The organism is Hymenobacter aquaticus (assembly GCF_004765605.1).
GTDB classification, from domain to species: domain Bacteria; phylum Bacteroidota; class Bacteroidia; order Cytophagales; family Hymenobacteraceae; genus Hymenobacter; species Hymenobacter aquaticus.
In genome coordinates this window covers 3,104,252-3,129,014 of record NZ_SRLC01000001.1, presented here as the reverse complement: position 1 = coordinate 3,129,014, position 24,763 = coordinate 3,104,252, and the positions used below count along the sequence as shown (strand labels likewise).

At 62.5% G+C, this 24,763-nt stretch carries 24 protein-coding genes; 20 read left to right on the top strand and 4 right to left on the bottom strand.

Going from position 1 to position 24,763, the window contains the following annotated elements; all coding sequences use genetic code 11:
- Positions 1 to 48: 48 nt before the first annotated feature.
- From E5K00_RS12860 to ccsA, 4 genes are all read left to right on the top strand, one after another.
- A complete protein-coding gene (locus E5K00_RS12860; RefSeq protein ID WP_135463614.1) occupies positions 49 to 720 on the top strand; it encodes a cytochrome c biogenesis protein in 672 nt (223 codons plus the stop codon).
- Complete coding sequence (locus tag E5K00_RS12855; protein WP_210114301.1) at positions 701 to 946, top strand: CcmD family protein; 246 nt, start codon at positions 701 to 703, stop codon at positions 944 to 946. Before E5K00_RS12860 ends, E5K00_RS12855 begins: the two co-directional genes overlap by 20 nt.
- A gap of 147 nt (positions 947 to 1,093) precedes the next feature.
- On the top strand, positions 1,094 to 1,522 hold the full coding sequence (locus E5K00_RS12850) for a cytochrome c maturation protein CcmE domain-containing protein (RefSeq protein ID WP_100339178.1): 429 nt from the start codon (positions 1,094 to 1,096) through the stop codon (positions 1,520 to 1,522).
- A 99-nt stretch (positions 1,523 to 1,621) separates the two neighbouring features.
- Entirely contained in the window at positions 1,622 to 4,216 is a 2,595-nt protein-coding gene (gene ccsA / locus E5K00_RS12845; protein ID WP_135463613.1) for a cytochrome c biogenesis protein CcsA, read from the top strand.
- Positions 4,217 to 4,536: 320 nt separating this feature from the next.
- Here ccsA and E5K00_RS12840 read toward each other — a convergent pair whose 3' ends face one another.
- The gene (locus tag E5K00_RS12840; protein ID WP_135463612.1) at positions 4,537 to 7,275 is read right to left on the bottom strand and encodes a T9SS type A sorting domain-containing protein; all 2,739 of its coding nucleotides are present in this window, start codon (positions 7,273 to 7,275) and stop codon (positions 4,537 to 4,539) included.
- Between the two features lie 190 nt (positions 7,276 to 7,465).
- On the opposite strand from E5K00_RS12840, the gene E5K00_RS12835 reads away from it, so the two are divergent.
- From E5K00_RS12835 to E5K00_RS12770, 14 genes are all read left to right on the top strand, one after another.
- A complete protein-coding gene (locus E5K00_RS12835) occupies positions 7,466 to 8,299 on the top strand; it encodes a Rossmann-like and DUF2520 domain-containing protein (protein WP_135463611.1) in 834 nt (277 codons plus the stop codon).
- 58 nt (positions 8,300 to 8,357) lie between these two features.
- Positions 8,358 to 8,687: a 2Fe-2S iron-sulfur cluster-binding protein gene (locus E5K00_RS12830; RefSeq protein WP_135463610.1), complete on the top strand. Its 330-nt coding sequence runs from the start codon at positions 8,358 to 8,360 to the stop codon at positions 8,685 to 8,687.
- Between the two features lie 99 nt (positions 8,688 to 8,786).
- Positions 8,787 to 9,026: a Fe-S cluster assembly protein IscX gene (gene iscX, locus E5K00_RS12825; protein ID WP_135463609.1), complete on the top strand. Its 240-nt coding sequence runs from the start codon at positions 8,787 to 8,789 to the stop codon at positions 9,024 to 9,026.
- 40 nt (positions 9,027 to 9,066) lie between these two features.
- Positions 9,067 to 9,573 carry a KdsC family phosphatase gene (locus E5K00_RS12820; protein ID WP_135463608.1) on the top strand — a complete coding sequence of 169 codons (507 nt, stop codon included), beginning with the start codon at positions 9,067 to 9,069 and terminating at the stop codon, positions 9,571 to 9,573.
- Positions 9,574 to 9,696: 123 nt separating this feature from the next.
- Positions 9,697 to 9,891, top strand: a complete 195-nt coding sequence (locus E5K00_RS12815; RefSeq protein WP_044511773.1) for a cold-shock protein — start codon at positions 9,697 to 9,699, stop codon at positions 9,889 to 9,891.
- A 119-nt stretch (positions 9,892 to 10,010) separates the two neighbouring features.
- Positions 10,011 to 10,922: a geranylgeranylglycerol-phosphate geranylgeranyltransferase gene (locus E5K00_RS12810; protein ID WP_135463607.1), complete on the top strand. Its 912-nt coding sequence runs from the start codon at positions 10,011 to 10,013 to the stop codon at positions 10,920 to 10,922.
- 95 nt (positions 10,923 to 11,017) lie between these two features.
- Positions 11,018 to 12,220, top strand: coding sequence for a BamA/TamA family outer membrane protein (locus E5K00_RS12805; protein ID WP_135463606.1), 1,203 nt, complete (start codon positions 11,018 to 11,020; stop codon positions 12,218 to 12,220).
- A gap of 156 nt (positions 12,221 to 12,376) precedes the next feature.
- Positions 12,377 to 13,528, top strand: coding sequence for a BamA/TamA family outer membrane protein (locus E5K00_RS12800; protein ID WP_167856856.1), 1,152 nt, complete (start codon positions 12,377 to 12,379; stop codon positions 13,526 to 13,528).
- A gap of 77 nt (positions 13,529 to 13,605) precedes the next feature.
- Entirely contained in the window at positions 13,606 to 13,995 is a 390-nt protein-coding gene (locus E5K00_RS12795) for a DoxX family protein (protein ID WP_135463604.1), read from the top strand.
- Positions 13,996 to 14,143: 148 nt separating this feature from the next.
- Positions 14,144 to 15,232, top strand: coding sequence for a sensor histidine kinase (locus tag E5K00_RS12790; RefSeq protein ID WP_135463603.1), 1,089 nt, complete (start codon positions 14,144 to 14,146; stop codon positions 15,230 to 15,232).
- Entirely contained in the window at positions 15,229 to 15,969 is a 741-nt protein-coding gene (locus tag E5K00_RS12785) for a LytR/AlgR family response regulator transcription factor (protein ID WP_135463602.1), read from the top strand. The genes E5K00_RS12790 and E5K00_RS12785 overlap by 4 nt, the downstream gene beginning before the upstream one ends.
- Before the next feature lie 525 nt (positions 15,970 to 16,494).
- Complete coding sequence (locus E5K00_RS12780; RefSeq protein WP_135463601.1) at positions 16,495 to 16,956, top strand: hypothetical protein; 462 nt, start codon at positions 16,495 to 16,497, stop codon at positions 16,954 to 16,956.
- Between the two features lie 65 nt (positions 16,957 to 17,021).
- The gene (locus tag E5K00_RS12775) at positions 17,022 to 17,495 is read left to right on the top strand and encodes a Spy/CpxP family protein refolding chaperone (protein WP_135463600.1); all 474 of its coding nucleotides are present in this window, start codon (positions 17,022 to 17,024) and stop codon (positions 17,493 to 17,495) included.
- Between the two features lie 171 nt (positions 17,496 to 17,666).
- On the top strand, positions 17,667 to 18,890 hold the full coding sequence (locus E5K00_RS12770; protein ID WP_135463599.1) for a glycosyltransferase: 1,224 nt from the start codon (positions 17,667 to 17,669) through the stop codon (positions 18,888 to 18,890).
- Here E5K00_RS12770 and E5K00_RS12765 read toward each other — a convergent pair.
- Genes E5K00_RS12765 through E5K00_RS12755 form a run of 3 tightly spaced genes read right to left on the bottom strand, consistent with a single transcriptional unit; the run spans position 18,887 to position 21,454 of the window.
- A complete protein-coding gene (locus E5K00_RS12765; protein WP_135463598.1) occupies positions 18,887 to 19,486 on the bottom strand; it encodes a class I SAM-dependent DNA methyltransferase in 600 nt (199 codons plus the stop codon). The genes E5K00_RS12770 and E5K00_RS12765 overlap by 4 nt on opposite strands.
- Positions 19,483 to 20,286: a PIG-L deacetylase family protein gene (locus tag E5K00_RS12760; RefSeq protein WP_135463597.1), complete on the bottom strand. Its 804-nt coding sequence runs from the start codon at positions 20,284 to 20,286 to the stop codon at positions 19,483 to 19,485. Before E5K00_RS12760 ends, E5K00_RS12765 begins: the two co-directional genes overlap by 4 nt.
- The gene (locus E5K00_RS12755) at positions 20,279 to 21,454 is read right to left on the bottom strand and encodes an acyl-CoA dehydrogenase family protein (RefSeq protein ID WP_135463596.1); all 1,176 of its coding nucleotides are present in this window, start codon (positions 21,452 to 21,454) and stop codon (positions 20,279 to 20,281) included. The genes E5K00_RS12760 and E5K00_RS12755 overlap by 8 nt, the downstream gene beginning before the upstream one ends.
- Positions 21,455 to 21,650: 196 nt before the next feature.
- Here E5K00_RS12755 and purH point away from each other — a divergent pair, with 196 nt between their 5' ends.
- Both purH and E5K00_RS12745 read left to right on the top strand, forming a co-directional pair.
- Complete coding sequence (gene purH, locus E5K00_RS12750) at positions 21,651 to 23,183, top strand: bifunctional phosphoribosylaminoimidazolecarboxamide formyltransferase/IMP cyclohydrolase (protein ID WP_135463595.1); 1,533 nt, start codon at positions 21,651 to 21,653, stop codon at positions 23,181 to 23,183.
- A gap of 482 nt (positions 23,184 to 23,665) precedes the next feature.
- Positions 23,666 to 24,691, top strand: coding sequence for a rod shape-determining protein (locus tag E5K00_RS12745; protein ID WP_100339144.1), 1,026 nt, complete (start codon positions 23,666 to 23,668; stop codon positions 24,689 to 24,691).
- The last annotated feature ends 72 nt before the right edge of the window (positions 24,692 to 24,763 follow it).

The following is a 24,763-nucleotide window of genomic DNA, read 5'->3' as shown; positions in this document are numbered from 1 at the left end:
TGGCGGGGTGCTTGCACCGGGTGCCGCGCGGCTTATTTCCTGCTTCTCATGAAAAACAACTGGTGGAAAGCCCTGGCCGTGGTGCTGCTGCTGTATACGGCGGTGGCGGGCCTGCTCGTGCCGGTGCCCCGGCTGGCCATTCTGAACGAAACCATCCGCAACCTGTACTTCCACGTGCCGATGTGGTTCGGCATGACCTTTATCCTGTTTGCCTCGGTGGTGTACTCGGTGCGCTACCTGCGCAACCCCTCGGCCGAGCTGGACATTCGCTCCCACGAGGCGGCCCGCACCGGTATTCTGATGGGCTGCGTGGGGTTGGCTACCGGTAGCATCTGGGCCAAGTACACCTGGGGCACCTGGTGGACCAACGACCCCAAGCTCAACGGCGCGGCCATTGCCATGCTGATCTACGGTGCCTACCTGGTGCTGCGCTCCTCCTTCACCGACGAGCAGCAGCGGGCCCGCATTTCGGCCATCTACAACATCTTCGCCTTCGCCACGGCCATGCCGCTGTTCTACATCCTGCCCCGCCTCACCGATTCGCTGCACCCCGGGGCGGGCGGCAACCCGGCCTTCGCCAAGTACGACCTCGACGACAACATGCGCCTGGTGTTTTACCCGGCCGTTATCGGCTGGACGCTCTTAGCCTTTTGGCTGGCCCAGGTGGCCAGCCGCATTGCCTTGCTCAAACAAAAAGTATATGAAAAACAGCTTGCCTAAGCTCCGCGCCGCCTTGTTGCTGCTGGCGGCCCTGCTGCTGCCTGTGCTGAACGCCGCCGCGCAGCAAGCCGCCGACTCGCCCGAAATGGCCGATACCCTGCGCCAGAGCGGTAAAATCTACGTGGTAGTGGCCGTCATTACCGTGGTGCTGGCGGGTCTGCTGGCTTTCCTGATTTCCCTGGACCGCAAAGTAGGGCGGCTGGAGCGGGAGCTAAAAGACAACTAGGATTGATCATATGACCAGTATCATTTGCCGGTAAAAGGGCGAATGGTTACTTGTTAACTGATAAATGAATTCCGCCCCGACGGATTTTTCGGGGACCTTTGGTTGTTCACTACAGCCGGCCACCGGGTCCGGCGCTGTTGAAGCATCATGAAAAAATCTCATATTCTCGCCATTGCCGTCATTGCCGTTGCTATCGGCATCATCATGAGCACCGTGGGCGACGCCAGCGTGTACGTCTCGTTCCGCGAGGCGCGGGAGCGGGCCGCCGATGGTAACCTGACCAAGGTACATGTGGTGGGCCGCCTGCCCCGCGACGGGCAAAAGAACATTCTGGGCCTGGAGTACAACCCCACGCTCGACCCCAACTACTTCGCCTTCACCCTGGTCGATACCAACCGCATTGCCCAGCGCGTGATTTACTTCAACCCCAAGCCCCAGGACTTCGACAAGTCGGAGCAGGTGGTCATTACCGGGGCCATGCGCAACGACGTGTTCGTGGCCGACAAGATTTTGCTGAAGTGTCCTTCCAAGTACGTGGAGAAGGACATCAAGGGGGCTACCGCCTCAGTTAATTAGGAATTATGAATTATGAATTCTGAATTGGCCGCGCCAACCGCTGGTGCCAATTCCTGATTCATAATTCATAATTCTGAATTCATAATTCAGAGAAAAGACATGCTTAATACCTTCATCGGCGACCTGGGGCACCTGAGTGTTATCGTGGCATTTGTGGCCGCCACGGTAGCGGCGTACTCCTACTTTATGGCGGCCCGCAACCAGCCGCTCGGGGAAGCCGATGCTGGCTGGCTGCGCCTGGGCCGCACCTCGTTCTTGGTGCACAGCGTGGCGGTGGTGTCCATCATCGTCTGCCTGTTTACCATCATCTATACCCACCGGTACGAGTACTATTACGCCTGGAGCCACTCCAGCAACCACCTGCCGGTGTACTACATGATTTCCTGCTTCTGGGAAGGGCAGGAGGGCAGCTTCTTGCTCTGGATTTTCTGGCACGTGTGCTTGGGCCTGGCCATTATGCGCTTCCACCGCCGGTGGGAGGCCCCGGTTATGGCCGTGTTTGCCTTCGTGCAGCTCTTCCTCACGTCCATGATTCTGGGCGTGGTTATTCTGGACGTGAAGCTGGGCTCCTCGCCCTTTATCCTGCTGCGCGACTTCCTGGTGGATTTGCCGGTGTTCAAGATGAACCCCGACTTCGTGCCCAAGGATGGTACCGGCCTCAACCCGCTGCTGCAGAACTACTGGATGGTGATTCACCCGCCCACGCTGTTCCTGGGCTTTGCCCTCACGCTGGTGCCCTTCGCCTTCGCCATTGCCGGCCTCTGGAAAGGGGAGCTAATCAAGTGGATTAAACCCTCCCTGCCCTGGGCCCTGCTCGGCGGCCTGGTGCTGGGCGTGGGCGTGATGATGGGGGCCTACTGGGCCTACGAAACCCTGAACTTCGGCGGCTACTGGAACTGGGACCCGGTCGAAAACGCGGTGTATATTCCCTGGCTGGTGCTGGTGGCCGCTATTCACGGTATGGTGCTGTGGCAGCGCAGCCGCACGGCCCTGCGCACGTCCTTCGTGCTGGTTATTGCCTCCTTCCTGCTGATTCTCTACGCTACCTTCCTGACCCGCAGCGGCGTGCTGGGCAATGCCTCCGTGCACTCCTTCACCGACCTAGGCCTCTCGGGGCAGCTGCTGATTTACCTGCTAGCTTTCGTGGTGCTGGCCGTGTGGCTGCTGGTGGCCCGCTGGAAACAGATTCCGGTTTCTGAGAAGGAGCTAACCACCTACAACCCCGAGCTGTGGGTCTTCGTGGGCGCCACGGTGCTGTGCCTGGGTGCCTTCCAGGTGTTGTTTACCACCAGCATTCCGGTGTACAACGCTTTCCTGGGCTTCCTGGGCATCAAGTCTAACCTGGCCCTGCCCGCCGACCAGATTGCGCACTACACCAAAATCCAGCTCTGGATGGGCGTGCTGGTGGCTTTCCTGACCGGTCTGGCCCAGATCATGTGGTGGCAGAAAAACGATAAGGAGACGCTGACCAACTCCCTGGCCGTGCCCGGCATCATCACGTTGCTCAGCGCGGCGCTGGTAATTCTGCTGGTGCGCTACAACAAGCTGCAGATGAGCCCGGTCTACATCGTGCTGCTCACGACCGGCCTGTTTGGGGTACTGGCCAACCTGGGCGTCGTCCTGACCTTGCTGAAGCGCCGGGTGGCCCTCTCCGGCGGCGGCATTGCCCACATCGGCATTTCCCTGATGCTGCTGGGTATTCTGGCTTCGGCTGGCTACTCCAACATCATTTCCAAGAACGTGTCGGGCATGGTCTACTCCAAGGAGTTCCCCGAAGACCTGAACCGGGACAACGTGCTGCTGTGGCGCAACGAGTCGGCCCCGATGGGTGGCTACGACATCAGCTACACCGGCCAGTACTACGACGTGCCCGGCGTGCCCGGCTACGTGAACAAGGAGCTGCTCTTCCGTACCGACGACGAGTACAAGGCCCTGGCCCGCGCCGACATCAAAGCGGAGGGTAAGGTGTACTACAAGGCTGGCGACACGGTTGAGATTCTGCCCGAAAACACCTACTACAAGGTAGATTACAAAGAAAAGGAATCGGGCAACAGCTTTACGCTGTATCCCCGGGCGCAGGTAAACGAGGAAATGGGTGGCCTGCTGGCTTCGCCCGATATCAAGCGTTTCCTCGACCACGACATCTACTCCCACATCAGCTCCGTGCCCGACCCCAGTAAGGAAAAGGACTGGAGCGAGGTGAAAGAGCACACCCTGGCCGTCGGCGACACGATTTACCTGAACGACTACTTCGCCGTGTTCCGCGGGGTAGAGCCCGCCCACGAAACGGCCGGTCTTGGCCTGACCAAGGGCGACCTGGCCATTCAGGGCGACTTCCTGGTGTTTGGTGAAAAAAAGCAGTACCACGTACACCCCATGTTCGTCGTGCGCAACAACCAGGTGGGCCGCGTCTCCGACGAAGTAGAAGACCTGGGCCTGCGCCTGACGTTCATCAACGTCGACCCGACCAAGGAGAAGTTCACGTTCGGCGTCAGCACCACCCAGAAGGACTACATTATCCTGAAGGCTATGGAAAAACCCTTCATCAACCTGCTCTGGAGCGGTACTCTGCTGATGGCCGTCGGCTTCGGTATGGCGCTGGTGAAGCGCCGCCGCGAGGCGCGGGTGGCCGAAGCCAAAACTCCTTCGGCTGCTCCGGTGAAAGTACGCCAGCCCAAACCTCAGGCGGCGTAACTACCAGAGTATCCTAATGAAAAGCCCCGGCTGCGCGCAGTCGGAGCTTTTTGTGTGTATAAGCAGTCAGCACCCATCGTGCGGCCCCTTCACGTCGGCATCCAGCGCGTTCAACTGGGGTGCCGCATGCTACAGACCTCACTCTGGCCTGATGCTTTAGCCGCAGCTTCCATTGCAGCCGCTGAAACTGCTACGCCGGGCAGCAGATGTTTGCTGGGGCAGAACCTTGCCGGTGCAAGGAGAGCTTTGGGGCAATGTTCTGCCACAAAAAAAGGGCAGCCACATGGCTGCCCTTTTCAACAAGCGGTTGCCCGCCGAAATTACTTCTGGATCGACAGGTTGCGTACCGAGAAGTCGTTGCCCGACTTCACTTTCAGCACGTACATGCCAGCTGCCAGCGACGACAGGTCCAGCTTGTTCAGCTGATTGTCGCGTACCGAAGCCGTGTGTACGATCTGGCCCAGGGAGTTCATTACTTCCAGCTGCATAGCGCCTTTGGCGTTAGCACCCTTGATGTCCACGCTGAAGATACCAGCCGAGGGGTTCGGGAATACGTTGATGGCGTAGTCCAGCGCCGCCGAAGTGCCGGTGATGGTCGTAGCGGTGATTTGCAGATCGTCAACGGCCAGCAGGAACTGGTCGGCCAGGCTGTACACGTGGAAGCCGATGTAGTAGTTACCCGTCGTAGTAGGCTCGATGGGCAGTACGGGAATCGTGCTGGTGGCGTTAGCCGTGGCGTACACCGTGCTGGTTACGTTGTTGTTGTTCCACAGCGTGTTGGTCTGGCCGGCGGGCGTAGCCGACGTGCCGTATTTCACTTCCAGACGCTCGGGGAACGTGGCAATACCAACGCGGTATTTGAAGGAGAGCTGGTAACGGTTGCCGGTGCGCAACAGCAGCGGGGTCGTGAAGAACCAGTCGTTGGCCGCCGTAGTGGCGTCTTCGTTGTACTGGTACACCATGGCGTTCGGAGCCGACGAGCTGATTGGCGTGGTGCCAATCGTCGAGAGGCTTTCCCAAGTTACGGCATCCAGGTTAGCATCGAGAATGGTATAGCCGCAGGGCAGCGTGCCGGTAGCCACGCCGTCGAAGTTCTCGGTGTAGGGGAAGGTCGTTACCGAGGTTACGCTGCACTGGGTTTTTACCGAGAACGGACCAGCCAGGGCGCTCTGCTCGGTAGCACCGCAGTTAGAGCGGATGTACACGTCGTAGGAGGTCGAAGCCGCCAGGCCCGTGATGGTGTAGGGCGAAGTAGCCGTGGTTACGGTCGTGCCGCCGGTAGCCGGGTTGAAGCCCGCCGGGCCGTACACGATGCTGTAGCCCGTGCCGTTGGCGGGGCCAGCGAAGGTTACGGTCGCCGATACGGCGCTGGTGCTGGTTACGGTAACACCCGTGGGTGGTACGCAGGTAGCAGCAGCACCCGTCACTGCCTCAATCATGAAGCGGCCCAGGCCGCTGTTGAAGGCATCGACAGGAGAACCGCCGGTGAGTGCCATCGTGTAGAAGGTGCCGGTGCGAGTCGGCGTCTCGGTCTGCAGGCCCAGGGGAAAGTAACCAGCCGTGCCGGCTGGCGAAACCGCTTCAGCAAAGCCCGCGAAGAACGAACCAGCGGCCACGGCTACGGGAGCGGGCATGGTGAAGGTCTTGGTGGTGGCAATGTCCGAGGCCAGAATTACGTAGTCAGGCGTGCGCGACAGGATAGCGCCGGCCGCGTCGCATACCACGCCGTACACCGTGCGGCCTACTGATCGGGTGTCTTCCAGGCGAACCGTCACGGCACTTACCGTCCGGGCTACGCTGGTGTTGTATTTCACGGCAAAAATGCCCGAACCAGCTTCACCGGTGGTGTTGTTGGTGAAGCCTACGCTGCCGCTGCTGGGGCCGGCTTCGGCTACGGCGTAGGTCGTGGCGTTTACTACCTGCTGGTAGGTGGCTGTGTTGTTGCCCGAGGCATCATCCGCGCCCGACGTTACCGTAATGGTTTCGTTGCCGGTGTTGGTGGGGGTGAAGGGGTCAAACGATACCGTCGTCGAGGCACCTACGGCCAGCGAGGCAATCGTCTTGTTGCTGGTGAAGGTGTTGGCGCCGGCTACCGAAGCCGTTACGCTTACGTTGGCCAGCGCCGAGGTGCCGACGTTGCGCACCACGGCCTGAATCGTGTGGGGAGCACCGGCCGGAATCGGCAGCTTGCCCAGCGAGTACACGGCCAGCACGGCGGCGTCCTGCGCAGCGGCCGGGCGGAAGCGCAGCGTACGACCCGCGTCGGGCAGGGCCGAAACGCGGAAGTTGAAGGCGTTGCCGGTGTAGTTGCCCGCCAGGAAGGTGGCCGCCGACCACACCGATACGGAGGGTTTGGTAACGGTGATAAGCTGGGTAGCCGTAGAGCCCGAGCCCTTAATACCTACCGCGGCATACTTGAAGGCATCCGGCCCGGGGCCAGCTGTCGTCGGGCCGTACACAAATTCGATGTTGTTGGTGCCTTCGTACAGCTTCAGCTGGAACTGCATGTTGGCGTGCTGCTTGCCCGAAGCGGCGGCAACGAGCTTGTCGCTCACGTTTTTCCACTGAATGGTGCACACGCGGCTGCCGGCGGTGCCGGTTGTAGCCACACGGTACTCTGCCGGCGAGGTGCCATCCACTAGGTCATGGTTGAAGGGCAGCAGCAGGTTCACGTCGGCCGCGTTGGTGCTCAGGATGGGGCCACCAGTTGCTGCCTGGGGGCTAGTGTAATACAGGTTGGCCGCCGAAGGAGCAGCCGTGCCCAGCTTGATAAAGCCGTTGGTGTTCAGCACGAAATCCGTGAAGGCAGCCCCGTTGTAGTTGAAGGTGAAACCAATAGGCTGGGCGGCCGAGTTGGCGTCGTCGTTGTTGGCGGTGGCAATCACCGTGCCGGTGGCAGCCAGGTCGGTGTAGGTGCCAGCCACGTTCTGGGCCCCGAACAGGTTGTAGTTCAGAGTCTGAGCCTGGGCGGCCGAAGCTCCACCAACGGCCAGCAGCGCGGCCAGAGCCAGCTTCCGCCAGGGTTGAGCTGTACGACCCGTTTTGTACCAGTTTGTCATAAGGAAATGGGTTGGTAAGGAAAAAAGAGGAGGAAAAATTACTGTGGAAGCGACAACTGCCGTTCCGGTTGAGCAGCCCGGAAGTTTCGCGAGTACAAGGTGCTAAAAAAACACTGAAAAACAGAAGTAAAAAAAGAAAGCCGGCGGGCTGCGTACTTTTCGCCCGAATTCTCACGCTCCGCATTCTGACATGAGCCAACCCTCTATTCGTCGGCAGATTATCCTGTTGGGTGCCGGTCAGGTGGCCCGCCACCTCGGGCCGGCCCTGGCGCGGGCCGGCCACACCCTGACGCACGTATGGAGCCGCACGCCGGCCTCGGCGGCGGCCCTGGCCGCCGAGATTCCCGGCGCGTTGCCCACCACCAGCCTGGATCTGACCACGCTGCCCCCGGCCGGCCTCTATATTATCTGTGTGCCCGATGGGGCCGTGGCGGGCGTGCTGGCGGCGGCCCGGTTTCCGGCGGCGGCCTTGGTGGTGCACACGGCCGGGGCGCTGCCCCTCAGCGTCTTCGACGCAGTGGCCGGGCTGCGGGGCGGGGTGCTGTATCCGCTGCAGACGTTCAGCGCGGGCCGCCAGATCGACTGGCCTACGGTGCCGCTGTGCGTGGAAGCGGCCACGGCTGCCGACCAGCAAGGGCTGCTGCAGGTGGCCCGCAGTCTGAGCCAGGTGGTGGAAGTAGTGGCCACGCCCCAGCGGCAGACGCTGCACGTGGCGGCCGTATTTGCCTGCAACTTCACCAACCATCTGCTGGGCATCGGGCACGCGCTGTTGCAGGAAGCCGCGCTGCCGTTTGCCCTGCTGGCCCCCCTGATTCAGGAAACGGTGCAGAAGGCCCTGGACCAGCCGCCTTTCACGGTGCAAACCGGCCCGGCCGTGCGCCACGACGCGGCCACGCTGGCCCGACACCAGGCCATGTTGGCACCCCACCCGGGCTGGCAACAGATTTATAAGCAGCTAACAGCCAGCATTCAGGAGCAGCAAATGGGGGCGGGGGCAAACAAGCAGGAGCCTCCGCGGCTTTAATTACGAACCGGGGTGCGTACCTTTGCCCCAAATTCTGCTCCGCTCAAGTTTCTATTCCGTGAAAGCCGTAAATATTACCTTCCAGTTTCAAGACGGCCAGCCCGACCAGACGCACGTAGCGGCGGAAGGCGAATCGGTGCTCGACGTGGCCCTGAACAATGGAATTCATTTGCAGCACAACTGCGGCGGCGTCTGCGGCTGTAGCACCTGCCATGTCTACGTGCTGAAAGGTGAAAATGACCTGCCCGAAATCAGTGACAAGGAAGAGGACTTCATCGACCGCGCCGTCAATCCGCGCATCAACTCGCGCCTGGGTTGCCAGTGCGTGATGCAGGGCAACGAAGACATCGTCATCCTGATTCCCCGCCAGGAATTTCTGGGACACTAGTTTTTTTAATGTGCTAATGATTAATGTGCTGATGTGCTAAGGCCATTACAGCCACCTGCTTTTTCATTAGCATATTCTCCACATTCGCACATTAATCCGATGACTCATTTTGAACTCCCCATTCACTGGAACGACCACGAGGACATTGCTATGGCCCTCTATGAAAAGTTCGGGAATGAGTTTGATGAAGCCAAAATCTACCGCATCCGCTTCACCGACCTGCTGGAGTGGGTGCTGACCCTGCCCAACTTCGTGGGTACCCGCGAGCAGGCCAACGAAGGCCACCTGGAGCAGATTCAGGCCAAGTGGGTGTACGAGTGGCGCGACAACCAAAACTAAGCGCCGCGTTGGCTTTGCTTTTTCATTTCGCGGTTTCAGTATGAGTAGCACCGGTACCGGCCCCGATCTGGCCGCCATTAAGGCCTTTATCTTCGACGTCGACGGCGTGCTGACCGACGGCACCCTGCTGGCGCTGAACTCCGGCGAGCAGGCCCGCGCCTTCCACATCCGCGACGGGTACGCCATCCGGCACGCGCTGGCCCGCGGCTACCGGGTTATCGTCATTTCGGGGCGCGAGGAAGAGGGCGTGCGGCGCCGCCTCGAGTCGCTGGACGTGCACGACATCTACCTGGGCGTGGCCGACAAGATGAAGATCTTCAACAACTACATCAACACCTACCGCCTCGACCCGGCCCACATTGCCTACATGGGCGACGACATGCCCGATATCGAGGTGATGCGCCGCTGCGCCGTGGCTGCCTGCCCCACCGATGCCGCCGCCGATGTGCAGCAAATCTGCAACTACAAAGCCGCCCTGCCGGGTGGGCACGGCGCCGTGCGCGAGCTGGTGGAGGCCGTCATGAAGGCCCAGAAAACCTGGTACTAAGCAAGCTCAGCCTTAGGCCATTGCCGGTAAATATCTGGCGTCAGGGGCCCCAAACCCTGGTTGTGGTTTTCTAAAATCCCTTTATATTTACCCAATCATCCATTCATTAATTTCATTTTTTACATGAAAACAGGAACCGTAAAATTCTATAATGAGTCGAAGGGCTACGGCTTCATTACAGAAGATGGCACGAAGGAAGACTTCTTCGTCCATGTAACCGGCCTTAACGGGGGCCAGATCCAACAGAATGACCGCGTGGAGTTTGACACGCAGGAAGGCCGCAAGGGTGTGAATGCGGTAAACGTAAAGAAACTGTAGGCCTTCCGGCCAAATAGGTTTTTTGCTTTTCGGAAAGCCTCTCCTTCAGGGGGAGGCTTTCTTTTTGCGGCCCGGCCGAAGCCGGGCCGGCAGGGTAGTAGCTGGTTTTCGTTCAATCTATGGCGCGTTCATCTTCCGGGCAGGTAGCGGCGGCTTCGGCCGGGCCGGGCGGCTGGCCGTCGTTGCTGCGCCTGATCCGCTTCCCCAACCTGCTCATCATGGCCCTGACGCTGGCCTTGGTGCAGAGCTGCTTGCTGCGGCCCGAGGCGCCGCGCGCCGCGCTGCTGTCGGCGGGCTTCGTGCTGCTGCTGGTCGCGGCCCTGAGCATTGCCGCCGCCGGCTATATTATCAATGATTATTACGACGTCAAGATTGACGTTATCAACCGGCCCGACCGTCTGGTGGTGGGCCGCGTAATCAACCGGCGCCACGCCATGCTGGCCCACTTGGTGCTGTCGGGCGTGGGCGTGGGGCTGGCCGGCGTGCTGTCGCCGGTGCTGGGCGCGGTAAACCTGGGCTCGGCGCTGCTGCTCTGGGGCTACTCGGCCCGCTTCAAGCGGCTGCCGCTGGTGGGCAACCTCAGCATTGCCCTGCTCACGGCCGCCCTGGTGCTATTACCCGAGCTGCAGCTGCGCACCGGCACCACCCCGGTGTGGGTGTATGCCCTGGCGGCTTTTCTGCTGACGGTGGTGCGCGAAATCGTGAAGGACGTGGAAGACATGCGCGGCGACGCCGAGCACGACTGCCATACGCTGCCCATCGTGTGGGGCGTGGCCCGTACCAAGTGGGCCATTGGGTTTTTTCTGCTGTGCCTGGTGCTGCTGGTGGCGGGCGGGGCCTGGCACAGCTGGCAAAGCGGCAACTGGACGCTGAGCAGCTGGCTGCTCATCACGGTGCTGCTGCCCAGCCTGGGAATGGGCCGCTACCTGGTCCGCGCTGACCGGCGTCACCACTTCGCCCGCCTCAGCGCCTGGTGCAAGTGGATTATGCTCACTGGGGTGCTGTCGATGATCCTGGCCGCCTGGGGCTAAAACCGTAGGGCCAAGCCTTGCGTTAGGAGAGAAAGCGCAGCTGAACCGTACGGCTCAGCTCCGGCGTATTCTGTTCCTTGCCCCAACCCCTTTTTATGCGTTTCCTGTACCCTGCGCTGGCCTCGTTGCTGCTGGCCGGCGCTGCCCGCGCCCAAACGGCCCCCGTTATTCCCGACATTGCCCTGCCCGAGGCTCCCGCCGCTACCGGCGCTTCGCTCGCGCCCACCGTGACCAGCAAGGAAGACAAGCCCAACTTTATTCCGGTGCCGGTGCTGTTTTACCAGCAGGAAACCGGGTTCGGCTACGGCGGGGCCATTCTGCCGGTATGGCGCTTCGGCCAGGATACCACCGTGCGCAAGTCTAACGCCCGCCTGATTGCCTGGTACACCCAGAAAAAGCAGAGCACCATCCAGCTCACCCACACCATTTTTACCCCCGACGAGAAGTTCTACCTGGCCGGCGAGCTAAGCCAGTACGACCTGTCGTTCTTCTACTACGGGCTGGGCAACGCCACCAAATCCAGCGACGAATCGACGATTGGCTACAAGCTGTTCGTGTTTGATGAGAAGGTGATGCCCCGCATTACGGCCCACAACCTCTACGCCGGGGTGCGCTACCGCCTCACCAATACTACCAAGGTGCGGGTCATTGAGGACATCAGTGAGACGCGGCCCAGCCTGTTTCGGCAGCTGCCCGCCCAGGAGCAGAGCGGCGGCCTGGTGTCGGGCATCGGCCCCTCGGTGCTCTACGAAGGCCGCGACAACGTGCTGGCTACCTACCGCGGTATCTACCTCGATGCCCACGCCCTGTTCATGACCAAGGGCCTGGGCAGTGACTACAAGTTTCAGCGCTACCAGTTGGATTTGCGCTACTTCCGGCCGCTGCTGGGCTCCAACAAAACCATTCTGGCCCTGCAATACCTGGGGCAGTTTCACGCCGGTAGTGTCCCGTTCCGGGAGCTGGCGGGCATTGGGGCCAACATTGGCGGCTCACTCTACAACAACGCCGGCCTGATGCGCGGCCTCTACGAATCCCGGTTCCGGGGCCGGCAGATGATGACCACGCAGGCCGAAATCCGCCAGCGCCTGTTCTGGCGCATCGACGGGGCCGCCTTCCTGGGCGCCGGGCAGGTCGGCGACAAAGTGGGTGAGTACAGCCTGCGCGACACCAAGCTGGCCGGCGGGGCCGGATTGCGCTTCCGCTTCAACCGCCGCGACCGGCTCAACATCCGCCTCGACTACGCGGGCGGCACCGATACGGCCCCGAGCATCTACTTCGCGGTAGGGGAGGCCTTCTAACTTTCTTATTCGGCGGCCTCAAAACGCCTTTTTCCGGCCCCGTGGCTTCCAGCTGAACAGCTGGAAGCCACGGGGCCGGCTGTGTTTATGGGCCGTGCGGGGAATAGGATATTTTATTGCTTATTTGGCAATAACCCCACCGCTCTATTCTCCCGCATGCGTCTTTTGTACCTTCTGCTGCTCGGCAGCTTTCTGGCGACGCGCGCCTATGGCCAAACGGCCGCGCCGGTTGCCGAGGCCCCGGCCGCGGAACCGGCCAAGGCCGAAAAGCCCAGCTTTCTGCCCTTCCCGATTGTGTTTTCCCAGCCCGAAACCGGGATTGGCTACGGCCTGGCCGTGCTGCCGGTGTGGCGCTTCGGGCAGGATACGACGGTGCGCAAATCGAATGCGCGGCTGCTGGCCTGGCGCACCCAGAACAACCAGAGCCTAGTGCAGCTCAACCACAACGTCTTCACGGCCGGGGAACGGTTTCTGGTGGCGGGCGAGCTGAGCTACTACTATAAGTTTCCCATCAACTACTACGGCTTCGGGCCCAACACCAGCCGCGCCGACAAGTCGGTTATCGAATACAAGGTGTTGGTTTACAACCAGCGGGTGCTGCGGCAGGTGCGCCGCAACCTGTTTGCCGGCCTGCAATACCGCCTGACCAACCTGCGCGACGTGCACGTAAACCAGGATATTGCCGAGGGCACGCCCACCGAGCGGCCCAGCCTGCTGCTGCAACGGCCCGAGCGGGAGTACCGGCAAAACAGCCTGGTGTCGGGCCTGGGGCCCACGCTGCTCTACGACGGGCGCGACAATATCCTAAGCACCTTCCGGGGCAACTACCTGGAACTGTCGGCCTTGTTCAACGGGGCCGCGCTGGGCAGCGACTACCGCTTCAGCCGCTTCCTGCTCGACGCCCGCCACTTTCAGCCCCTGAGCAAAACCAGCAAAACGATTCTGGCCACCCAGCTGCTGGGGCAGTTTCAGAGCGGGCCCGTCCCGTTTCGGGAGCTGGCCAACCTGGGCGGCGACAAAGTCCTGCGCGGCTACTACGACGGGCGCTACCGCGACCGGCAGCTGCTGGCCGTGCAGGCCGAGCTGCGCCGGCCTCTGTTCTGGCGCTTCAACGGGGTGGTGTTCGGCAGCCTGGGCCAGGTGGGCAACACGGTGGCCGAGCTAACTCAAAACGAGCTGAAAGCCACCGGTGGGGCCGGCCTGCGCTTCAAGTACAACCGCCGCGACCGGCTCAACATCCGCTTCGACTACGGCTTCGGCCGCGACGGGTCGTCGGGGTTCTACTTCAGCATCGGCGAAGCTTTTTAGGGGGCGAAAAACGGCCCATAATGGCCGAAAACCGGCTTGGCCGCGTAAACAGAACTTCACCAAATTTTCCTACGACGATGAATTCATCCTACGCATCCTACGCCTTTGCCCTGCTGCGCATCGTGGCGGGCCTGCTCTTTGCCCTGCACGGCAGCCAGAAGCTGCTGGGCTTCCCCGGCGACGGGCAAACGGTAGAGCTGGGTTCCCTGATGGGCGTGGCTGGCATCATCGAGCTGGTCGGCGGCCTGCTGATTGCCGTGGGCCTGTTTGCCCGCGGGGCGGCGTTTCTGGCCAGCGGCCAGATGGCGGTGGCCTACTTTATGGCCCATTTCCCGAAAAGCCCGCTGCCGCTGCTCAACCAGGGCGAGCCGGCCGTGCTGTTCTGCTTTATCTTCCTCTTCATTGCCGCCCACGGGGCCGGTATCTGGAGCCTGGACGAGCTGCGGGGCCGCCGCGCCATTGGGTAGCGCCGCCGCAAGAAGGCTGGGGCTGGCCGCGTCGCCGCGTCGGCTGGTCGATGAAAGCGGCAAGCCAGTCGAGGCAATGCGGCGGCTAATCCATTTCGCGCCCGCCGGGGCCCGGATTGCGCTAGGTTTAGCTTTTTAACTTCTGCCCATGGCCTCTTTCCCGATTCGGCGCTACCTGACGCCGCTGATTCACGTGCTGGTGTGGGGCCTGTTTGCCCTGAGCCTGGTGCTGCTCAACCCGCTGCTGGGGCGCATTTCCGTGCCGCCGCAGTTCTGGGTCAAGCAGGCCTTCGTGTTTGCCCTGTGGGTGGGTGCGTTCTACCTGACGGCCTACGTGAGCGTGCCCCGCCTGCTGTTTCGCGGGCACGCGGGCTGGTTTGTGGTCATCATTCTGCTGACGGCCGCCGTGGTTATGCTGCTTTCGCAGGGGATGGAGTCGTGGCTGAATCTGCAGCAGCTGATGGACCAGCACCTGCACGCGCCTGGCAGTGGCTTCCGGGGCGGCGGGCCGGGCCGGGGCCGCTCCCGCCGCTTCGACATGATGGGCCTGCTGACCACGCTGCTGGTGCTGGGCATCAGCACCAGCGTTGCCGCCGTGCAGAAGTGGCAGGCCGACGCCCAGCGCCGCCAGGAACTGGAGCAGCAGAAAGTCAACTCGGAGCTGTCCTTTCTCAAGGCCCAGATCAATCCGCACTTCTTTTTCAACACGCTCAACAACATCTACGCCCTGACGGTAATCGACACGGGCGCGGCCCAGCAGGCCATTCACACCCTCTCGCGCATGATGCGCTACGTGCTCTACGACACCACCGCCGAAACCACGCTGCTGAGCAAGGAGCTGGCCTTCGTGCAGGACTACGTGGCCCTGATGAAGCTGCGCCTCACCGAGCGGGTGCGGGTGGAGCTGACCTGGCCCGAGCCCGTGCGCGACGTGCCCGTGGCGCCCATGCTCTTGCTGCCCTACGTCGAAAATGCCTTTAAGCACGGCGTGAGTGCCACCCAGCCCAGCCGCATTGTGGTGGCCGTGCGCCAGCCCTCGGCCCAGGTGCTGGAGCTGGAAGTGCGAAACACCCAATTCCCGGCCTCCGCCACCAGCCTCGACGAAGGCAGCGGCATCGGGCTGGCCAACACCCGCCGCCGCCTCGAGTTGCTCTACCCCGGCCGCTACTCACTCAACGTGGATGAGGCCGCGCCCGAAGGCGAGTTTCGGGTACATTTAACCCTGCATATCGTATGACCCAGTTGAAGTGTATTGCCGTCGACGACGAACCCCTGGCCCTGGGCATGGTGGCGGCTTTTATCGAGAAAACGCCGTTTCTGACCCTGGTGGGCAAGTATTCGAGCGGGGTAGAAGCCCTGCGCAGCCTGCACGAGCATCCCGATCTGGACCTGCTCTTTCTCGACATTCAGATGCCCGAGCTGACCGGCCTGGAGCTGGCCCGGGTGCTGGACCGCGGCCAGCCCGGCAGCGGCCCACGCATCATTTTCACCACGGCCTTCAACCAGTACGCCCTGGAAGGCTACCGCGTCGATGCCCTCGACTACCTGGTGAAGCCCTTCAGCTACGAGGAATTTCTCAGGGCCGCCACCAAGGCCAAAGCTTACGCCGAACTGAGCCAGGCCCCGCCGCCCGCGCCGGTAGCCCCGGCCGAGGAAGAGTTCCTGTTTCTGAAAGTGGAATACGAGTTGGTGCGCGTGACCCTGGACGACATTCTGTACGTGGAAGGCCTAAAAGACTACGTGAAGGTGCACCTGCGCAGCGCCACCCGGCCGCTGCTCTCATTGATGAGCCTCAAGGCTATGGAGGAAAAGCTGCCGGCCCGCCGGTTTTTGCGCATTCACCGCTCCTTCATCGTGGCCCTGGATAAGATTGAGGCCGTGCGCCGCAACACTGTGCAGATCGGGGCGGCTACGCTGGCCGTCAGTGAGCAGTACAAGGAAGCCTTTATGCAGTTTATGAGCCGCTGGACCTGATTTCCGGGCCCAGGCCACCATCCATTATAAGCCATGCCGGACCAAGGTTCGGCATGGCTTTTTTTCTGGTAACGGGTAGCCGAATGACCAAAGGGAAATGGAGCAGGGAAGACGATGAGCCGGCCACCGAACGGCTGAGCTTCTGGCCGTGGGCCGTGCGGCGGGGTAAGTCGCCCAACCAAGGCTTGCTGCTACGGCGGCTCTGAAGCGGGGGGGGGGCTGGCTAATGCCAAAAATCCGGCGCGTTTGGCCCGGCGGCGGGGCTATTTCCACTGCGACACGCTCTAAAGTGCCTTCGGAGGGGAAGAGAAGCAACTGGTTTAAGTCGGGAGAACCGGGGCGGCGGCCGATGGAACCGGGGTTTCCGTCGATGATAGTGCGGCCGGGGCGGCGGCGGCCGGGACGTGGCACTGGGCTTGCAAGTAGACCATCAAGCGCTTGAAAGAACATTTTCACCGGCTTGCCCACTGCCACTGGCGGCGCGGCGGCTCCTTCCTCCCTTTCTCTTTTCTACGGCTCTCTCTTATGAAAACCTCCCTGCTTTCCCTCGCCGCCGCCTTTGCCCTGCTCGCTTCTTCGGCCGCCGTGGCCGCCCCGAGTGCCGGTTCCGACTGGCGCGATGATGCCCGCCGCGAAATGGAGCGCCGCCGCGACGACCGCAACGACAAAGACTTCAACTACGGCTACGACCGCAGCCACCGCGTAACCGCCGCCGAGCGGGCCCGTTGGGAAGCCGCCCACAAAAACGACCGGTACAACGACCGGTACGACCGGAACGACAACCGGCTGACTTCTGCCGAACAGGCCCGGGAGCAAGCCCGCCTGAACCGGCTGGAAACCCTGCGTCGCCAGGAAGAAGCCCGCCGCGACGACCGCAACGACAAAGATTTCAACTACGGCTACGACCGTAACCACCGGGTAAGCGCCGCCGAGCGGGCCCGCTGGGAAGCCGCCCACAAGAATGACCGCTACAACGGCCGTCGCTAGAGGCCTACACTCTCGCCGCCTTTTTCAATCTAACCGCAGTAATCGAATCTAATTTCCCTTTTCTCATGAAACCTCCCCTGTTTTCCCTGCTGGCGGCTTTCGCCCTGTCCATTGGTAGCGTTGCCGCCCAAACCCAGCCTACCACCGCGCCCGTTGGGGGCCGGGAGCACCGCCAGGTTTCGCCCGACGAGCGGGCTACCCGCCGCAGCGAGCAACTCACCAAAGAGCTGGGCCTGACGGCCGACCAAAGCAGCCGCATCAAGCAGATTCTGCTAACCCGCGACCAGGAAATGCAAGCGCTGCGCGGTCAGGGCAAGCCCGAAGGTGCCGACCGTGCCCAAATGGGTGCCCAGATGAAGGCCAACCGCGAAAAGTATGATGCCCAGTTCAAGCAGGTGCTCACCGCTGAGCAGTACACCAAGTACACGGAACTGGCGAAAAACCGCATGAAGCACGGTGGCCACGGCCACGGCCTGAAAGACGGTGATAAAATGAAGGCCAAGAACGGCAAAGTGAAGGTGAAAAAAGCCGATAGCTAAGCCCGCTTTGCCCTCCCGTGAAAAAGCCCCGACCAGTCTGGTCGGGGTTTTTTCGTCTTTGAATGCCCCAATCCGCTGCCCCCCCCTCAGACCCTGAGTGTGGGGCAGCGGCTGAAAATAAGTCAGCCGTAAATTCATCCCCCCGCGGAGCTGGCTCCGTACAGCTTCCCGATGACGTCTACTTCTTCCGCCCGCCTGCTGTCAGCCTCTGAGCGTTCCGTTTATGAGGCTGTGCCCCGGCTGCACGTGGCCCCTGCGCCCGCCCCGCAGCTGCGGGCCGTCGTGATTATCCCGGTTAAGGATGAGGCCGACAACCTGCCCCATACTTTGCAGGCGCTGGCCGATCAGCTCGACTTGCAGGGGCGGCCCCTGGCGCCGGAGCTGTTCGAAATTATTGTGCTGGCCAACAACTGCCACGACCAGAGTGCCGCCGTAGCGCGCCGCTTTGCCCGGGCGCATCCGCACCTAGCCTTGCACGTGGCAGAAATAACGCTGCCGCCGGCCTACGCCAACATCGGCTGGGCGCGCCGCCTGCTGATGGATGAGGCCTGCCGCCGCCTGGAAGTGGTGGGCTGCCCCGGAGGCTTTATTGCCAGCACCGACGGCGACACTCGCGTAGCGCCTACCTGGCTGGCCCTCACCCAGGCCGAGCTGCTGACGCATCAGGTGGCCGCCGTCACCGGGCGTATCCTGGCCGGTAGCCGCAATACGGGTAGCAGCGGACGGCGCCACCACCTGCGCGACACGGCCTACCGGTTGCTGTGTGCCCGCCTGGAAGCCGAGCTGGACCCTTGTCCCAACGACCCCTGGCCGCGCCATCATCAGCACTTCGGGGCCAGCTTTGCCATTACCGTGGCCGCTTACCGCCGGGTGGGAGGCTTGCCCACGGTACCGTATCTGGAAGATCAGGCGCTGTACCAAGCCTTGCAGCGCCACGACCTGCGGGTGCGGCACAGCCCAAGCGTGCGGGTATTCACCTCCGACCGTCACGAAGGCCGCGTGGCCGTGGGCCTGTCGTGGCAGCTGCGCGAGTGGGAGCTGCTCAGTGCCCGGCAGCAGGAACCGTTGGTGCCCGGGGCCGCCTGCCTGGTTGCTACGCTTACGCTGCGGCGGCAGCTGCGCCACTTGTGGCAGGAGCAGCAGGCTACCGGGCTGCCTGAGGTCCTGTTGTCGGAGCCCAGCCCGCAGCTGGTGCGCACTGCCCAGGAGCTGAATGTGTCGGTGGTGTCGTTGCTGCTGCGCCTGCGCCATGCTCCCTTCGGGGAGTTGTGGCACTGGGTCGAGCAGGAAGTACTGACCCACAGTGGCTGGACCCAGCGGTGGGCGGCTCTGCCCCTGAGTCAGGCTCTGCTGGGGCTGCGGCAGAAGCTAGCGGCCGTCAGAGCAGGGGCCTAGCTTCGTTCCAGCAGGTCGAGGCGGTAGGTTTCCCGGCGGAAGCCGTGCATGTGGCGTAATGGCCCACCGGCGTGCGCCCGCGCCAGAAAAAAGTCGTGCACTTCGTCGCCCGTCAGCGGGTAATCGTGCACGGGCGGGGTCCAGTGCACCAGCAGCAGGTGGCCGCCGGGCTCCAGGGCTTCGAGGAGCTGGTCGGCTACCAGGGCCAAATCCGGCTTCGACCAATAGTAGCCTACTTCCGAAAGAACCACCAGGTCGAAGCGGGCTGAGGCCGGAAACTCTTCGGGCAGGCGCCGCTGCTCAAACTCGACCTGAGGTAAGTAGGCGCAGCGCCGCCGGGATTTTTCCAGGGGTGCCTGGGCCACGTCGATGGCCAATAGGTAGCCGCACCGACTGGCCAGCTGCTCGGTCAGCACGCCCAGGGAGCAGCCCACTTCGAAGGCTTGGGCGTAGCGCGGCCGGGGCAGGGCCGCTACCGTAGCCGCGTACTTTTCGTGTTCGTAGGGGCTGGTTTCAAAGTGCCAGGGGTCCTCATTGGCCTGGTACACGGCGTCGAAGTAGCTGGGCGGCAGCGTATGGGGCTGGGCGGGGTTCATAGCAGAAAATTGGGTTCGGCAGAGGTTCTTAAAAGCGGCTGGGCGGTTTCCGGCGCTACCGGCTCCGATTCCAGGTACACCTCAAACGGCCGGGCAAAGTGAGCCAGCATCGACCCGGAAAGCTGGAAGCCATTCGGGTCATCATCAATCAGGTTGGTCAGCTGGGAGCGGTGAGAGGCTATGGCCCGCTGCTTCTGGGCGAGTACCGGCGCAATGTCGAGCTGCCAGCCGTGCACTTCCCCCGGCTGAGGCAGGTCGGCCGCCGCGGCCCGTTCCCAGGCCCATACTACGTACTCCAGTATTCGCGGCTTTGCTGGCAGCGCCGCCAGGGCCGCCTGCACCAGTTGGCTGGTTGCCCGGTGGTCGGGGTGGGGGTCGCGCCGCCACGGCACTAGCAGGGTCGTGGGGCGCTGCCGGGTAAGATATGCCTGCAGCTGGTTGGCCGCTGCCGCAAACCCCGGCTGGTCCACGGTTGGAACGGCGCCATCGGGCAGCTGCATATATAAGGTGTCGGCCGTTTCCACGCCCAGAATTTCCAGTGCTTCCCGCAGTTCCTGCTCCCGCAGCGCCTGCCGGGCCGCCGCCGGAAATCTCCGGGAGTTGGGGTGCGACATGGTCCCGTCGCTCACCAGCACCGCACTGACGGGCTGCCCGGCCTGGCGCAGCAGGGCCAGTAGCCCGCCGCAGCCCAAGGACTCATCGTCGGGGTGGGGAATGACAACGAGGGTGTGGCCCAGCGTGGCGGCGTAGCCGGCCGGCCGGCTGGGTAGGGCATCAAACGAGAAAGTGGCCTCACACATGGTTCCAGAGCGAAAAAGCCGCCGCCGACTGCTGTAGTACATACCGGCCGGCATCGGCCACGGCGGCATCGGGGGCGGGCTGGCGCAGGTAGTGGGTCAGGTCGCGGTGGAGGCGCTCGAAGGGCTCGGGCCGCAGCAGGCCGCGGGCTCCCACGCACCGCTCGGCCAGCTGCAGCACCTTCAGGCAAATGTCTTCAATGGCCGTGCGCATCAGGTTGGCATAGGCCACGGTGGCTTCGGCGTCGGCGTCGGCGGCGGGGCGGGCGGCGTGGTCGGCGGCCCCGCGCAGCCACAGGTTGCCGCCCTCGATCAGCACGGCCAGTTCGCCCAGGCGCATGCGCTGGTAGGGGTCGTCGGTGCGGCCCAGGTCGCGCAGGAAGCGGCGGGTTTCGTCGAACACGGCTTCGGCCGCGCCCAGCTGCACGGCCGCAAACCGAATGGCCCCGCCACTAAACGCCGGCTGCTGGTAGTAGGCGCCGGCCTGGCCCAGCACGTCCTCCGGCCCGATTTCGGCGCCCGTCAGGTCAACCTTAAAGCTGGCCGTGGCCCGCATGCCCAGCGGCCGCCAGAAGCTGGTATCCAGGGTGGTCGGCTGCTGGTCGATGGGCAGAATGAACATTTGCCAGCCTCCGTCGGGCAGCCGGCCGGTGATGAGCGGGCGGGTGAGGTGGCCGGCTCCGGAGCCGAACGTTTTGCTGCCCCGCAGGCGGTAGCGCCCCTCGGGCAGGGGCTCCAGCTGCACGCCGTCCTGGGCCTCGGTGTTCCAGACGCCAAACAAGTGCCCGACGTGCACGTCGGCGGCCCAGCGGCGGATTTGCTCGGGCCGGCCGTAGCGTTGCAGCAGCTGCAAGGCGTTGGCGTGGCCCTCAAATACGCGGCCTACTGCCAGGTTGCCCCGGCCAATGTGCTTGAGCGTGCGCAGCAGCGCCAGGGTATGCGCCGGCACCATCAGATCGGCGCCGCCCAGCGCCGAGGCCAGGGGCGCGGCCAGCAAGCCCGCCGCCCGCAGCCACTGAAACTCCTGCGTCGGGAAGCCGCCTTCCTGGTCGGTGGCGGCGGCCTGCGCGGCCAGGCGACCGGCCAGGCGGGCCGCCGCCGCTTCGGGAGCCTCGGCCAAAGCCGGAGAAAAATCGGCCGGGGCGGGCATGGTGGCGTCGTAAACAGCCATAAAGTACGGGGGTAGAAAAAAGACGAAATGGGTGGCCCGGCGGCCGGGCCGGCGCCAATAAGCGCCGCCGTACTACCTACGGCTGCGGCGGCCAAATAGATCAGCATAACAATTCGGTAACACGCCCGGTTGGCTCGACGCGGGCGGGCGGGTTACCTTCGCGCCGTCAATCGTTCAGACCAAACCCTTTCTTACTATGTCGCAGCCCATTCGCTCCGCCCTCGTTTCCGTCTATTACAAAGACCGTTTGGAGCCGCTGGTGGCGCTTCTGAAAGAGCACGGAGTGAAGCTGTACTCGACGGGCGGCACGCTGAAGTTTATTCAGGATCTGGGCACTGAGGTAACCGCCGTGGAAAGCCTGACGGGTTTCCCGGAAGTGTTCGGCGGCCGGGTTAAAACCTTGCACCCGAAGGTGTTCGGCGGCATCCTGCACCGCCGCCACGAGGCCAGTGACCTGGCCCAGGCCGAGCAGCACGACATTCCGCCCATCGACCTGGTGATTGTGGACTTGTACCCCTTCGAGGAAACCGTGGCCTCGGGCGCCGACGAAGCCGATGTCATCGAGAAAATTGACATTGGCGGCATTTCCCTGCTGCGGGCTGCGGCCAAAAACTACCGCGACGTGCTGGTTGTCAGCAGCCGCAACCAGTACGAGGCCGTGACGGAGCTGCTGCGCGAGAAAAACGGCGCCACCGACTTGGCGGACCGCCGCCACTACGCCGCCGCCGCCTTCGAGGCCACGTCCCACTACGACACCCATATTTTCAACTACCTCAGCCAGGGTACGGCCGTGGCCGGCACCGCCCTGAAAGTCAGTGAGAAGCCCGCCACCAGCCTGCGCTACGGCGAAAACCCCCACCAGGCCGGCACCTTCTACGGCGACCTGTCGGCCCTGTTCGACCAGCTCCACGGTAAGCAGCTCAGCTACAACAACCTCGTGGACGTGGACGCGGCGGTGCTGCTGATGCAGGAGTTTCAGGACGGGCAGCCCGCCTGCGCCATCCTCAAGCACACCAACGCCTGCGGCATTGCCCAGGCCGGCACGCTGCACGAAGCCTACGTCAACGCCCTGGCCTGCGACCCGGTATCGGCTTTCGGCGGGGTGATTATCGTGAACCAGCCCGTAGACGCGGCCACCGCCGAGGAGCTCAACAAGCTGTTCTTCGAAGTGCTGATTGCCCCGGAGTTTGCCCCCGAGGCTCTGCCCATTCTGCAAAGCAAGAAAAACCGCATTCTGCTGCGCCAGAAGCCGGTGGAGTTTCCCAAAAAGCAGGTAAAAACGCTGCTCAACGGCGTTATTGAGCAGGACTTCGACCGGCAGACCGAAACGGCGGCCGACTTTAAAGTCGTAACCCAGTCGGTGCCCACGGCCGAGGAAACCGAGGCGCTGGTCTTCGCCGCCAAGGTCTGCAAGCACACCAAGAGCAACACCATCGTGCTGGCCCGGGCCGGGCAGCTGCTGGCTTCGGGCGTGGGCCAGACCTCCCGCGTGGATGCCCTGCGCCAGGCCATTGAGAAAGCCAAGTCCTTCGGCTTCGACCTACAAGGTGCCGTTATGGCCTCCGACGCCTTTTTCCCTTTCCCCGACTGCGTCGAAATTGCCGGTGCCGCCGGTATTCGGGCCGTGGTGCAGCCCGGCGGCTCCATCAAGGATGCCGACAGCATTGCCGCCTGCGACCAGCTCGGCATGGCCATGGTCATGACCGGCGTGCGCCATTTCAAGCATTAGTTTTCTAATGTGCGAATGTGGTTGAATGTGCTGATGTGCTAAGGTTCGGCTCCTGGCATTGCGAGTAGCGCGAAGCCATCCGTCTTCTGCGCAGTACGACCTGACCTTTACCCAGAAAGCCCTTTCCCGCGCGAGTAGGAAAGGGCTTTGTGCTGTAACGCGAAGTTCCACTTCGCGAGGCGTTGAACGACAGTCATTGTAACGGCTTCAGCGCCTCGCGAAGTGGAACTTCGCGTTACCCGTTGTTCAACCAGTTGCCGACAAAAAATAAGCTTCGCCGCAATGTTTTTGTTGTAGTATCGTTTGGGGCCTTTCAAGGTTCGGGCGGTGGGCCGGTAGAACGGCAAACGCCTCCGGCTCTGCGCGCCAGCCCGCCGCCGATGCCATGATTATACCGGTGGCGCTTCGCTGAAACTTGTGTACTTTTGCGCCCACTTTGCACGGAGCTAACCTGTGCATTCTCTTTTAATTGCCGCTACTCAATGGGTTTCTTCAACTTCCTTACCAGCGACATCGCCATTGACCTGGGGACGGCCAATACGCTCATTATCCACAACGATATCATCGTGGTGGATGAGCCGAGCATCATCGCCAAAGACCGTACAACCAATAAAGTAATTGCCGTGGGCCGGCAAGCGCAGCAAATGCACGAAAAGACCCACGACAACATCAAAACCATCCGGCCCCTGAAGGACGGCGTCATTGCCGACTTCCACGCCGCCGAGGAAATGATTAAGGGCATGATTAAGATGATTGACACCCGTCGTCGTCTGTTTCAGCCCTCACACCGCATGGTTATCTGCATTCCTTCGGGCATCACCGAGGTAGAGAAACGCGCCGTGCGTGACTCCGCCGAGCACGCCGGGGCCAAGGAGGTGTGGATGATTCAGGAGCCCATGGCCGCCGCCATCGGCATCGGCATCGACGTGGAGCAGCCCATCGGCTCGATGATTATCGACATCGGGGGCGGCACCACCGAAATTGCGGTTATTGCCCTGTCGGGTATCGTCTGCGACCAGTCCATCAAAACGGCCGGGGACGTGTTCAACCAGGACATTCTGGACTACATGCGCCGGCAGCACAACCTGCTGATTGGCGAACGGAGCGCCGAGCGGATCAAAATCGAAGTCGGCGCGGCCCTGACCGAGCTCGACGTGACCCCGCCCGACTTCGAAGTGCGCGGCCGGGACCTGATGACCGGCATTCCCAAGGTTATCAAGGTCACGTCCTCGGAAATTGCCATTGCCCTGGATAAGTCGGTAGCCAAAATCGAGGAAGCCGTCCTGAAAGCCCTGGAGATTTCGCCGCCCGAATTGTCGGCCGACATCTACGAAAACGGCATTCATCTGACCGGCGGCGGGGCCCTGCTGCGCGGCCTCGACAAGCGCCTGGCCGTAAAAACCAAGCTGCCGATTCACATTGCCGAAGACCCCTTGCGCGCCGTGGTGCGCGGTACGGGCAAGGCCATCAAGGACATTCAGGCCTTCAAAGGCGTACTCTTAACGTAAGGTTGAATGCTGATTGTTGATTGTTGATAAAGCGGATTATGCCTGCGCGGTTCGCCGATAAGCCTGCATCGG

Excerpts from the sequence above, each read along its gene's own strand:
- E5K00_RS12855 (WP_210114301.1), top strand. The coding sequence starts at position 701 with ATGAAAAACAGCTTGCCTAAGCTCCGCGCCGCCTTGTTGCTGCTGGCG.
- E5K00_RS12785 (WP_135463602.1), top strand. The coding sequence starts at position 15,229 with ATGACCCAGTTGAAGTGTATTGCCGTCGACGACGAACCCCTGGCCCTG.
- E5K00_RS12800 (WP_167856856.1), top strand. The coding sequence starts at position 12,377 with ATGCGTCTTTTGTACCTTCTGCTGCTCGGCAGCTTTCTGGCGACGCGC.
- E5K00_RS12835 (WP_135463611.1), top strand. The coding sequence starts at position 7,466 with ATGAGCCAACCCTCTATTCGTCGGCAGATTATCCTGTTGGGTGCCGGT.
- E5K00_RS12745 (WP_100339144.1), top strand. The coding sequence starts at position 23,666 with ATGGGTTTCTTCAACTTCCTTACCAGCGACATCGCCATTGACCTGGGG.
- E5K00_RS12795 (WP_135463604.1), top strand. The coding sequence starts at position 13,606 with ATGAATTCATCCTACGCATCCTACGCCTTTGCCCTGCTGCGCATCGTG.
- ccsA (WP_135463613.1), top strand. The coding sequence starts at position 1,622 with ATGCTTAATACCTTCATCGGCGACCTGGGGCACCTGAGTGTTATCGTG.
- E5K00_RS12850 (WP_100339178.1), top strand. The coding sequence starts at position 1,094 with ATGAAAAAATCTCATATTCTCGCCATTGCCGTCATTGCCGTTGCTATC.
- E5K00_RS12770 (WP_135463599.1), top strand. The coding sequence starts at position 17,667 with ATGACGTCTACTTCTTCCGCCCGCCTGCTGTCAGCCTCTGAGCGTTCC.
- E5K00_RS12860 (WP_135463614.1), top strand. The coding sequence starts at position 49 with ATGAAAAACAACTGGTGGAAAGCCCTGGCCGTGGTGCTGCTGCTGTAT.
- E5K00_RS12755 (WP_135463596.1), bottom strand. The coding sequence starts at position 21,454 with ATGGCTGTTTACGACGCCACCATGCCCGCCCCGGCCGATTTTTCTCCG.
- E5K00_RS12840 (WP_135463612.1), bottom strand. The coding sequence starts at position 7,275 with ATGACAAACTGGTACAAAACGGGTCGTACAGCTCAACCCTGGCGGAAG.
- E5K00_RS12775 (WP_135463600.1), top strand. The coding sequence starts at position 17,022 with ATGAAACCTCCCCTGTTTTCCCTGCTGGCGGCTTTCGCCCTGTCCATT.
- E5K00_RS12815 (WP_044511773.1), top strand. The coding sequence starts at position 9,697 with ATGAAAACAGGAACCGTAAAATTCTATAATGAGTCGAAGGGCTACGGC.
- E5K00_RS12805 (WP_135463606.1), top strand. The coding sequence starts at position 11,018 with ATGCGTTTCCTGTACCCTGCGCTGGCCTCGTTGCTGCTGGCCGGCGCT.
- E5K00_RS12765 (WP_135463598.1), bottom strand. The coding sequence starts at position 19,486 with ATGAACCCCGCCCAGCCCCATACGCTGCCGCCCAGCTACTTCGACGCC.
- E5K00_RS12810 (WP_135463607.1), top strand. The coding sequence starts at position 10,011 with ATGGCGCGTTCATCTTCCGGGCAGGTAGCGGCGGCTTCGGCCGGGCCG.
- E5K00_RS12820 (WP_135463608.1), top strand. The coding sequence starts at position 9,067 with ATGAGTAGCACCGGTACCGGCCCCGATCTGGCCGCCATTAAGGCCTTT.
- iscX (WP_135463609.1), top strand. The coding sequence starts at position 8,787 with ATGACTCATTTTGAACTCCCCATTCACTGGAACGACCACGAGGACATT.
- E5K00_RS12760 (WP_135463597.1), bottom strand. The coding sequence starts at position 20,286 with ATGTGTGAGGCCACTTTCTCGTTTGATGCCCTACCCAGCCGGCCGGCC.
- E5K00_RS12790 (WP_135463603.1), top strand. The coding sequence starts at position 14,144 with ATGGCCTCTTTCCCGATTCGGCGCTACCTGACGCCGCTGATTCACGTG.
- E5K00_RS12780 (WP_135463601.1), top strand. The coding sequence starts at position 16,495 with ATGAAAACCTCCCTGCTTTCCCTCGCCGCCGCCTTTGCCCTGCTCGCT.
- purH (WP_135463595.1), top strand. The coding sequence starts at position 21,651 with ATGTCGCAGCCCATTCGCTCCGCCCTCGTTTCCGTCTATTACAAAGAC.